A 10,057-nucleotide genomic window follows, 5' to 3' on the forward strand; every position below is an offset into this window, starting at 1 on the left:
GCTGCGCATGGGCCCCGTCAGGGGCCCGGGGAACGGCGGGTCCGTGCTGCTGACGGCCGGAGCCCATCGAAGGTCGGTGCTGCTGCGTGCCGTAAACAGAACCGGAAGCCCACGCACGCAACGGCAGTGCACCGTCAGCAGACTGGGCCTCGCCGTTCCCCGAGCCCCTGGTTCGTCCCCCTGCGCCTGCCTAGAAGTCCCGGGCCTGCCAGAAGTGGTCCACCGGCCCGATGCCGGAACCCAGTGCGAAGCCGTGCGCGATCGCGCCGGTGACGTACGCCTTGGCGTGCGCGACGGCCTGCGGCATCGGGTCCCCGAGGGCGAGCCGGGCGGCGATCGCGCTGGCGAGGGTGCAGCCGGTGCCGTGGGTGTGGCGGTTGTCGTGGCGGGGGGCGCGGTACCAGTGGGCCTCGCCGTCGGGGCCGAGGAGCAGGTCAGCGGCCTCGCCCTCGAGGTGGCCGCCCTTGATCAGGGCCCAGGCGGGGCCGAGGTCGCGCAGCGCCTTCGCGGCGTCGAGCATGTCCGTCTCGCCGGTGACGGTGCGCCCGGTGAGCTGGGTCACCTCGTGCAGGTTGGGGGTGGCGAGGGTGGCGACCGGGAGCAGCCGGGTGCGGAGGGTGTCGACGGCGTTCGCGGCGAGCAGCGCGTCGCCGTGCTTGGAGACGCCGACGGGGTCGACGACGACGGGGGCGGGGGCGTCGGCGAGCAGGTCGGCGACGGTCTCGACGAGTTCGACCGAGGCGAGCATGCCGGTCTTGACGGCCTGGACGCCGATGTCGTCGACGACGCTGCGGTACTGGGCGCGGACGGCTTCGGCGGGCAGTTCCCAGTAGCCCTGGACGCCGAGCGAGTTCTGCGCGGTGACGGCGGTGATGACGCTCATGCCGTGGACGCCGAGGGCGAGCATCGCCTTGAGGTCGGCCTGGATGCCCGCACCGCCGCCGCTGTCGGAGCCGGCGACGGTGAGGACTCGGGGCGGGGCGGCGGTTTCGGTGCTCATGCGCCCCAACCTACCGACCCCGCGCGGCGGGTCAGAGCACGGCCTCGGATTCGGTCCAGCGGTGCTGCGGGACGGTCTTGAGCTGGACGACGGCGTCGGCGATCGGGGTGAGGTGGATCTCGGTGCCGCGCAGCGCGGTGAAGTGCCCGAACGCGCCCTTGTGGACGGCCTCGACGGCGTGCCAGCCGAAGCGGGTGGCGAGGACACGGTCGAGCGCGGTGGGGGTGCCGCCGCGCTGGGTGTGGCCGAGGATGACCGGGCGGGCCTCCTTGCCGAGCAGGTTCTCCAGTTCGATGGCGAGCCGGGTGCCGATGCCGCCGAAGGTCTGGTGGCCGAACTGGTCGACCTGGCCGTGCTCGAAGCGGAGCGTGCCGGGCAGCGGCTGGGCGCCCTCGGCGACGGCGATGATGGCGAACTTCTTGCCGCGGCGGAAGCGCTCCTCGATCATCCGGGCGACGGCCTCGATGTCGAAGGGCTTCTCGGGGATGAGGATGCCGTGGGCGCCGCCGGCCATGCCCGCGGTGAGGGTGATCCAGCCGGTGTGGCGGCCCATCAACTCGACGACCATCACCCGCTGGTGGGACTCGGCGGTGGTCTTCAGCCGGTCGATGGCCTCGGTGGCGACGTGCACGGCGGTGTCGAAGCCGAAGGTAACGTCGGTGGCGTCGATGTCGTTGTCGATGGTCTTGGGGACGGCCACGACGGGGAGTCCGGCGTCGCTGAACAGCTTGGCGGCGGTGAGGGTGCCCTCGCCGCCGATCGCGATCAGCGCGTCGATGCCGAGGTTCGCGGCGAGTTCGCGGGAGTTCTCGACGGCCCAGCGGATCTTCTCGCGCTGCACCCGGGCGGAGCCGAGGACGGTGCCGCCGAGGGTGAGCAGGCCGGTGACGTCCTCGTGCGTGATGGGCCGGGCGCGGCCCTCGATCAGGCCGAGGAAGCCGTCCTCGATGCCGAGGATCTCGTCGCCGTGCACGTCGGTGCCGCGGTGCACGACGGAGCGGATGACCGCGTTGAGACCGGGGCAGTCGCCGCCGCTGGTGAGAACGCCGATTCGCATGGTGGCTGTGCTCCTGCTCCTGGGGGCGGGCCCCGCGTACGTAGGTGGACCGGACCGTCGACGCTGTCGGTCCGCCCGACAGGCGCAACACTACGCGTTCGGCGGCCGTCGGCCCGGCAACCACCGGGGCGCGGACTACTCCTCGGCGAAGTGGTCCCAGCCCGCGGTGCGGTCCCAGGGGGCGCCGTCGACGGTGACGGTGCCGCCGCGGCCGGGGCGGGCGGTGCGCACGACCTCGCCGATGACCCGCCAGCGGGCGGGCAGCGCGGCGGACTTGGGGAAGGTCGCGACGATGGCGTGGTCCTCGCCGCCGGAGAGCACCCACACCAGCGGGTCGACGCCGACGGCCTGCCCGATGTCGGCCATCTGCGCGGGGACGTCGAAGTCGGCGGCCCGCAGGTCGATGTCGACGTCGCTGGCGCGGGCGACGTGGCCGAGGTCGGCGACCAGGCCGTCGGAGACGTCGACCATGGCGGTGGCGCCGAGTTCGCTGGCGGCGGGGCCGGCGTGGTACGGCGGTTCGGGGCGGCGGTGGGCCTCGACGAAGGCGCGCGGGGAGCGGAAGCCGCGCTGCAGGACGGTCAGCCCGGCGGCGGACCAGCCGAGCCAGCCGGTCACCGCGACCACGTCCCCGACCTGCGCGCCGGAGCGCACCACCGGGCGCCGGCCCTGCAGGTCGCCGAGCGCGGTGATGGCCAGCGTGATGGTGTCGCCGCGCACCACGTCGCCGCCGACCACGGTGGCGCCGGCCACCTGGCACTCGTCGCGCAGGCCGTCCATCAGCTCGGTGGCCCAGGTGGTGGGCAGGTCGGCGGGGGTGACCAGGCCGAGCAGCAGGGCGGTCGGGACGGCGCCCATCGCGGCGATGTCGGCGAGGTTCTGCGCGGCGCACTTGCGGCCGACGTCGTACGCGGTGGACCAGTCGCGGCGGAAGTGCCGGCCCTCGATCAGCACGTCGGTGGTGGCCACCACCCGGCCGTCGGGCGCCTTGACCACGGCCGCGTCGTCGCCGGGCCCGAGCTCCACCGCCGGGGTCATCGGCAGCCGTGCGGTCAGCTCCCGGATGAGCCCGAACTCGCCGAGTTCGCCCACGGTCCCCTGCATCAGCCCGTCCTCCGCGTTCCCCGTGTTTGTCCGATTAGGTGTGCGCCCCGTGTCGCGGGGCCCCCGTCCCCGCGCCCGCAGCGTACGCCTTCCGGGCCGTCCGGGGTCTCCCCCGTCCGCGTGGTCGCGCGGTAGCGTGGTGATCAGACTGCCGGTCGCAACTCCCCCACCCAGCCGCCTGGAGGTCCACCGTGGTGCAGGCGTACATCCTGATCCAGACCGAGGTGGGCAAGGCCACCTCGGTCGCCGAGTCCATCGCCAAGATCACCGGGGTGATCACCGCCGAGGACGTGACGGGCCCGTACGACGTGATCGTCCGGGCCGAGGCGGAGTCGATCGACGAGCTGGGCCGCCTGGTGGTGGCCAACGTGCAGCAGGTCGAGGGCATCACCCGCACCCTGACCTGTCCGGTGGTGCGGCTGTAAGACGGCCTACCATCGTGCGGTGGCCTACCGCGACCTGCTGAACCGCCTGCCCGCCCCGGTGCGCTGGCTGGCTCCGCCCGCTGCCCTGCTGGCCGTCACGGCGGGCCTGGTCGCGGCCTGGAGCGGCGAGCCGGACGTCGCCCCGCCGGTGCCGGCCGCCGAGGCCGCCGGGTACTGCGCGGCGCTGGACGCGGCGCTGCCCGCCGCCGTGCTCGGGCACGCCCGCAGGGACCCGTCCCCGGCCTCCCCGTACACCGCCGCCTGGGCGTCCTCCCCGCGCACCGTGCTGACCTGCGGCGGGGACCGCCCGGAGTTCCTGGACGACGGCACCCGCAAGGGCCCGTGCGTCAACGAGGTCAGCTGGGGCATGACCGAGGACGGCGCGGGCGGCTACCGGTTCGCCACCGGGCTGCGCAGGGCGTACGTGGTGGTGGAGGTCCCGGAGGGGGCGTACGGCAACTACGCGGACCCGCTGGCGTACCTCGCCGACGCCGTCCGGTCGACCGTCCCGACCATCGACGGGAAGGCCGACTCGGACTGCCTCGACGGGGCCTGACCGGGCCCGGCCGGGCCTAGCGCAGGCCGGTGGAGCGGCGCAGCGCGGCGGCCAGCAGGCGGTCGATCAGCTCGGCGTAGGGCACGCCGGTGGCCTCCCACATCTTGGGGTAGGCCGAGATCGGGGTGAAGCCGGGCATGGTGTTGATCTCGTTGACCATCCAGCGGCCGTCGGCCAGCAGGAAGAAGTCGACCCGGGCCAGGCCCTCGCAGCCGAGGCCCTCGAACACCTCGACGGCCTGGCGGCGGATCTCGGCCCGCTCCGCGTCGGTCAGCTCGGCGGGGATGCGGACCTCGGAGGAGTCGATGTACTTGGCCTCGAAGTCGTAGAACTCGAAGTCGCCGTCGACCAGCACCTCGGCGGGCACCGAGGCGCGCGGGCCGTCCTCGAACTCCAGCACGCCGCACTCGATCTCGCGGCCCTCGACGCCCTTCTCCACGATGACCTTGGGGTCGTGGCGGCGGGCCTCCTCGACCGCGGCGTCCAGGTCGGCGAGGTCCTTGACCTTGGTGATGCCGATCGAGGAGCCGGCCCGGCAGGGCTTGACGAACAGCGGCAGGCCGAGCGCGGCGATCCGCTCGCGGGCGGCGGCCCGGCCGTCCTCGGACTCCCACTCGCGCGGCTTGAGCACGGTGTACTCGCCCGCGTACAGGCCGAGCGACTCGATGATCCGCTTGGTGAACTCCTTGTCCATGCCGACCGCGGAGGCCAGCACGCCGGAGCCCACGTACGGGACGCCGGAGAGCTCCAGCAGGCCCTGCAGGGTGCCGTCCTCGCCCCACGGGCCGTGCAGCAGCGGGAGCACCACGTCGACCTCGCCGAGGACCTTCGGCGCGGCGCCGGGCTCGCTCCACACCACGTCCCGGTTGCCGGGGGCGAGCGGCAGCGCCACCTGGCCCTCGGTGGACTCGGCGACCTGGTCGACGTCGGGCATCCGGCCGTCGGTGATGGCCATCCGGGCCGGTTCGTCGCCGACCAGGGCCCAGCGGCCCTCGTGGGTGATGCCGATCGGCAGCACCTCGTACTTGCCGCGGTCGATCGAGCGCAGCACGCTGGCGGCGGTGACCACGGACACGCCGTGCTCGGAGCTGCGGCCGCCGAAGACGATCGCGACGCGCGGCTTGGCCGCCTGGTTCGGGGTGGTCTGTTCGATGCTCATATCGGCGTTGAGACTACCGTCCGATTCCGGTCAGCGGCGCTCAGGCTTGGCCGAGCGGGACATCAGTCCCTTCAGCACTTCCTGGGTGGGCCGGCCCTTGTGCACCACGTCCACCACGGCCTCCACGATCGGCATGTCGACGCCGTTGCGCCGGGCCAGGTCGAGCACCGACTCGCAGGACTTCACGCCCTCCGCGGTCTGGCTGGTGGCGGCGATCGTCTCGGCCAGCGTCATGCCGCGGCCCAGGTTGGTGCCGAAGGTGTTGTTCCGGGACAGCGGCGAGGAGCAGGTGGCCACCAGGTCGCCCATCCCGGCCAGCCCGGCGAAGGTGTGCGGGTCGGCGCCCAGCGCCAGGCCCAGCCGGGTGGTCTCGGCCAGCCCGCGGGTGATCAGCGTCGCCTTGGTGTTGTCGCCCAGGCCCATGCCGTTGGCCATGCCGACCGCCAGGCCGATCACGTTCTTCACCGCGCCGCCCAGCTCGCAGCCCACCACGTCGGTGTTGGTGTACGGGCGGAAGTACGGGGTGTGGCACGCCTTCTGGAAGCGCTTGGCGACCTCCTCGTCGGTGCACGCCACCACCGTCGCGGCGGGCTGCCGGTTGGCGATCTCGCCGGCCAGGTTCGGCCCCGACACCACCACGACCCGCTCCGGGCCGACCCCGGCGACCTCGGCGATCACCTCGCTCATCCGCTTCACGGTGCCCAGCTCGACGCCCTTCATCAGGCTCACCAGCGCCGTCCGCGGCTCGATCAGCGGCGCCCAGAGCGCGAGGTTGTCGCGCAGCGTCTGGGACGGCACCGAGAGCACCGCGAAGTCCGCGCCGGCCAGCGCCTCGGCGGCGTCCGTGGTGGCCCGGATGCCCGCGGGCAGCTCCAGCTCGGGCAGGTAGTCCCGGTTGACGTGGTCCCGGTCGATGGCGTCGACCAGCTCCTGGCGGCGGCCCCAGAGCGTCACCTCGCAGCCCGCGTCGGCCAGGATCATCGCGAAGACGGTGCCCCAGGAGCCCGTCCCCATCACCGCGCAGCGGGTCACCGGCCGTCCTCCCCGGCGGCGCGCCCGCGCTTGGCCTCGGCGGCCGCGGCCCGGTCCCGGGCTGCCCTGCGCATGTCGTAGCGCTCCTTCGGGGCCTGCTCGCCGCGGATGTCCTCCAGCACGGCGGTGATCGCGGCCATGATGTCGTCGGTGGCGTCCTTGAGCACCTGGGCGGTGAGCTCCTGCCCCCGGTACTTGCTCAGGTCGACCGCGGGGCCCGCCGCGACGACCACCTTGTGCCGCGGGAACAGCCGGTACTTGCCCTTGCCCTTGCCGTACGGCGGGATGATCTCGTGCGCACCCCAGTGCGCCACCGGGATCACCGGCGCACCCGTCATCAGCGCGACCCGGGCCGCGCCGCTCTTGCCGGTCATCGGCCACAGGTCCGGGTCCCGGGTGAGGGTGCCCTCCGGGTAGAACTGCACGCACTGGCCGCCGTTGACCGCGTCGATCGCGGCCCGGAACGCCTCGGCCGCGTCGGTGGACTCCCGGAACACCGGGATCTGGCCGGTCTTGCGCAGCATGAAGCCGATGAACGGCACCGAGAACAGCGAGGACTTCGCGAGGATCCGCGGCGGGCGGCCCGAGTTGTACTGCCAGTGCGCGTAGAACACCGGGTCGATCACCGAGTTGTGGTTCACCGCGGCGATGAACCCGCTCTTCTCGGGCAGGTGCTCCCAGCCGCGCCAGTCCGCCTCTGCCAGGGCGTTGGTCACCGGCTTCACGAGCACCGCCGCGAAGCGGTACCAGATCCCGTAGTCGGCGTTTCCGAACCTGGCGTTAGAGCGGCGGGCCACCCCAGCTCCTCCTCATCCGTGCGGCGCCCCGTAACTGCGCCGCGGTCTCTCCTCGCCGGGACCGACCAGCGGCTCCGGGGCGCCGACCAGTCTCGCCCGGGAGCCGAGCCTGTGTCGAGCAGCCACCACCACCGCCGGTCGCCCCGCCCCCCGCCGGGCGCCCCGGGGCCCCGGGACACGCTGGCCAGGGCTCCCCGGCCGACGCCACAATGGCGCCGATGACAGAGGACACCGTACGCCCCGCCGCCGTCGGGTCGACCGCCCCGGTACGGCCGCGGGCCGAGCGGGCCGGAGCGCGGCCCGGCTGGTCGGTGGTCGTCCCGGTCAAGCCGCTGGCCGCGGCGAAGAGCCGGCTGGCCGCGCTCGGCGCGCTGCGGCCCCGGCTGGCGCTCGCCTTCGCGCTCGACACCGTCGCCGCCGCGCTGGCCTGCCCCGCGGTCGGACGCGTCCTGGTGGTCACCCGGGACGCGCACGCCGCCGGGGCGCTGCGCGCGCTGGGGGCCGAGGTGCTGGACGACGAGCCGGGCGGCCTGAACCCGGCGCTCGCGCACGGCGCGGCGGCCGCCCACCGCCGCTCCCCCCGCTCCCCCGTCGCCACCCTCTCCGCGGACCTGCCGGCCCTGCGGCCCGCCGAACTCGCCCGGGTGCTGGCCGCGGTGCCCGCCGGGCGCCGGGCCTTCCTCGCCGACGCCCCCGGCACCGGCACCGTGCTGCTGGCCGGGCCGCCGCGCGCACCGCTGCGCCCCGCGTTCGGACCGGGCTCCCGGGACGCCCACCTGGCCGGCGGAGCCACCGAGCTCTGCCTGGCCGACGCCCCCTCCGTCCGCCGGGACGTCGACACCCCGGCGGACCTGGCCGTCGCCCGCCTGCTGGGCCTCGGCCCGGCCACCGCCGCCCTGCTCCGAAGCCCTATGCTGGCTCCCATGCAGGCCACCGCGTTCAGCTTCGACCCCACGACCCGCTCCGGCTCGGTCCTGCTCGACGACGGCACCCCCGTCCCCTTCGACGCGCCGGCCTTCGACGCCGGCGGCCTGCGCCTGCTGCGCGCGGGCCAGCGCGTCCGGATCCGCACCGCCGGCGAGGGCGCCGGGCGCCGGGTGGTCTTCCTCACCCTGCAGACCTTCCCGGACCCGGAAGCCGACTGACCCGGGGGCCGGCTCCCCGGGGCCGCCGGGCGCGCCTCAGGCGCTCCGCCGGTACCGGGGCACCGGGCCGTACACCGCCCCCGAGCCGTCCAGCCGCAGTGCGGCGACCTCCGGGGAGTCGACCAACTTCAGTGGGGCCGAGACCAGTTGGGCCAGCCCGCCCTCTCCGGGAGCGACGCTGATCAGCCGGGTGCGCCCGAGCAGTGCGAAGCCGAGCTGCAACCGCCCGTCCCGCGCCAGGAACGCCTCGGTGCGCTCGACCGCACCCGGACCGAAGAAGTAGCGGTACGCCTCGAACTGCGTCCAGCCGAGCGGGAGGGCGTTCAACGTCCACCAGAGCGAGCCGAGGGCGGGGGCCAGCGAGGGGAACGAGGTCGGCTCGGTGATCTCCCCGATGGCCACGGTGTAGCCGGGGGGCGTGTTCTTCACGAAGGCTCCTGGGGTGGGTCGAATTCGGCCCAGACGGTGTGGGTGCGCGCGCGGTAGCGGTGCCCGTAGCGGTCGGCCCGCGCGAGGAGGTCGAGGACCGCCCGGTGGTCGTGGGTCTCCGGCTCCCCCGGCAGCTCCGCTTCCACTCGGTAACCGCCGCCGGGCAACTGGATGATCCTGGCTTCGGCTCCGGTGGCCGCCGCGAGCCCGGACGCGAGGTCGAACACGCTCGTGCTCCGCACGCCACACCTTCTCCCCGAAGTTGGCTGATCACTCATAGTGAATCTGAAGCATTAGATTGCACCTGATGCATTAGATTGTCAAGCTGAATCGCCCGCCCTGCCGCCCCCGCGGCAGGTCTCGCCCCCACCGGGAGAAGCCGATGCCCAAGCAGGAGCCGCCGTACCTCCGCATCGCGGACCACCTGCGCCGCCGGGTGCTGGGCGGGGAGTGGGAGCTCGGCGAGCGGCTGCCGTCCCGGGCCCGAATGGCCGAGAGCTACGGCGTGGGGACGAACGTGGTCCAGCGGGCCCAGGAAGTCCTCATCGCCGAGGGCCTGTTGGAGGGCAGGACCGGCTCGGGCACCTACCTGCGGCCGCCGGTCCCGCGGCTGCCGCTGGTGCGCACCCGGGCGGCGGAGGAGTTCCCCGCCGCGCCGGCGCCCGGCGGCGAGTGGGAGTCGGAGACCGCGGTGCTCGTCCCGGCCACCGAGCAGGTGGCGCAGCGGCTGCGGATCGAGCCCGGCGAGGCGGTGGTGCACACCAGGTACGAGTTCCTGCTGGAGCGGAGGATCGTCCAACTCGCCGACTCCTGGGAGCCGCTTGCGCTCACCGACGGCACCCCCGTGACCATGCCCGGCTACGGCCCGATGCACGGCCGGACGGTGGTGGCCCGAATGGCCGCGCTGGGGATCCGGGTGGTGCGCGCGCTGGAGCGGCCGCGCCCGGCACGGCCGACGGCGGAGCAGGCCACGCTGCTCGGAATCACCTCGAACGACCTGGTGACGGTGGTCGAGCGGACGTATCTGGACGACTCCGGGCGGCCGGTGGAGACCGCGGATCTCGTCATTCCGGATTACCGCTGGGAGATCCGCTACGAGTTGCCGCTGGAAGCCGCGGAGTAATTCCGCCGGCCCGGTCGGCGCCGCGCTTTCCCCCCACCCGGGCGCGGACTGACGCCGTTTCGCACCGACGCCCCCTCAGCGGGGCCGCCCGCGGCGGCGGTCGGGGCCGGCGGCGGGAGCGTCCGCCGGGAACGGCCGCCGGGGCCGGTCGCGAAGGCCGCCGCCGGGGCCGGTGGCGGGGGCGGCCGGAAAAGCGGACGCGCCGGACCGGACCCGGGGGACCTCCGGGC

11 protein-coding genes and 1 pseudogene are annotated in these 10,057 nt (G+C 74.3%); 4 read left to right on the plus strand and 8 right to left on the minus strand.

The features are described from left to right. Positions 1-190: 190 nt before the first annotated feature. The 3 genes from thiD to ACFUEL_RS27270 all read right to left on the minus strand — a co-directional run bounded on the left by thiD (position 191) and on the right by ACFUEL_RS27270 (position 3,161). Positions 191-1,000 (minus strand): bifunctional hydroxymethylpyrimidine kinase/phosphomethylpyrimidine kinase, encoded by an 810-nt coding sequence (gene thiD / locus ACFUEL_RS27260; protein ID WP_380239410.1) that lies wholly within the window; start codon positions 998-1,000, stop codon positions 191-193. A gap of 31 nt (positions 1,001-1,031) precedes the next feature. Further along, on the minus strand, positions 1,032-2,057 hold the full coding sequence (locus tag ACFUEL_RS27265) for a 6-phosphofructokinase (RefSeq protein ID WP_380239411.1): 1,026 nt from the start codon (positions 2,055-2,057) through the stop codon (positions 1,032-1,034). Between the two features lie 135 nt (positions 2,058-2,192). Continuing rightward, positions 2,193-3,161, minus strand: a complete 969-nt coding sequence (locus ACFUEL_RS27270) for a thiamine-phosphate kinase (RefSeq protein WP_380239412.1) — start codon at positions 3,159-3,161, stop codon at positions 2,193-2,195. Positions 3,162-3,352: 191 nt separating this feature from the next. Between ACFUEL_RS27270 and ACFUEL_RS27275 the strand changes: the two genes are divergently transcribed. Together ACFUEL_RS27275 and ACFUEL_RS27280 are read left to right on the plus strand one after the other, a co-directional pair. Beyond that, positions 3,353-3,586, plus strand: coding sequence for an Lrp/AsnC ligand binding domain-containing protein (locus ACFUEL_RS27275; protein ID WP_380239413.1), 234 nt, complete (start codon positions 3,353-3,355; stop codon positions 3,584-3,586). A 19-nt stretch (positions 3,587-3,605) separates the two neighbouring features. Further along, on the plus strand, positions 3,606-4,142 hold the full coding sequence (locus ACFUEL_RS27280; protein WP_380239414.1) for a DUF3515 family protein: 537 nt from the start codon (positions 3,606-3,608) through the stop codon (positions 4,140-4,142). A 16-nt stretch (positions 4,143-4,158) separates the two neighbouring features. Here ACFUEL_RS27280 and ACFUEL_RS27285 read toward each other — a convergent pair whose 3' ends face one another. The 3 genes from ACFUEL_RS27285 to ACFUEL_RS27295 are packed head-to-tail and all read right to left on the minus strand — an operon-like array spanning position 4,159 to position 7,130. Then, positions 4,159-5,301 (minus strand): D-alanine--D-alanine ligase family protein, encoded by a 1,143-nt coding sequence (locus ACFUEL_RS27285; protein WP_380239415.1) that lies wholly within the window; start codon positions 5,299-5,301, stop codon positions 4,159-4,161. Between the two features lie 30 nt (positions 5,302-5,331). Next, positions 5,332-6,315 (minus strand): NAD(P)H-dependent glycerol-3-phosphate dehydrogenase, encoded by a 984-nt coding sequence (locus ACFUEL_RS27290; protein ID WP_380239420.1) that lies wholly within the window; start codon positions 6,313-6,315, stop codon positions 5,332-5,334. A 14-nt stretch (positions 6,316-6,329) separates the two neighbouring features. Further along, positions 6,330-7,130, minus strand: a complete 801-nt coding sequence (locus tag ACFUEL_RS27295) for a lysophospholipid acyltransferase family protein (RefSeq protein WP_380239416.1) — start codon at positions 7,128-7,130, stop codon at positions 6,330-6,332. 218 nt (positions 7,131-7,348) lie between these two features. On the opposite strand from ACFUEL_RS27295, the pseudogene cofC reads away from it, so the two are divergent. Further along, positions 7,349-8,056: pseudogene (cofC, locus tag ACFUEL_RS27300) on the plus strand (2-phospho-L-lactate guanylyltransferase); the annotation flags it as partial. A gap of 255 nt (positions 8,057-8,311) precedes the next feature. On the opposite strand, the gene ACFUEL_RS27305 reads toward cofC, so the two are convergent. Then, entirely contained in the window at positions 8,312-8,704 is a 393-nt protein-coding gene (locus ACFUEL_RS27305; protein ID WP_380239417.1) for a hypothetical protein, read from the minus strand. After that, positions 8,701-8,931, minus strand: coding sequence for a hypothetical protein (locus ACFUEL_RS27310; protein ID WP_380239418.1), 231 nt, complete (start codon positions 8,929-8,931; stop codon positions 8,701-8,703). Before ACFUEL_RS27310 ends, ACFUEL_RS27305 begins: the two co-directional genes overlap by 4 nt. A 155-nt stretch (positions 8,932-9,086) precedes the next feature. On the opposite strand from ACFUEL_RS27310, the gene ACFUEL_RS27315 reads away from it, so the two are divergent. After that, positions 9,087-9,827, plus strand: a complete 741-nt coding sequence (locus ACFUEL_RS27315) for a GntR family transcriptional regulator (protein ID WP_380239419.1) — start codon at positions 9,087-9,089, stop codon at positions 9,825-9,827. The last annotated feature ends 230 nt before the right edge of the window (positions 9,828-10,057 follow it).

It is taken from the genome of Kitasatospora sp. NPDC057198 (genome assembly GCF_042670125.1).
Lineage (GTDB): Bacteria > Actinomycetota > Actinomycetes > Streptomycetales > Streptomycetaceae > Kitasatospora.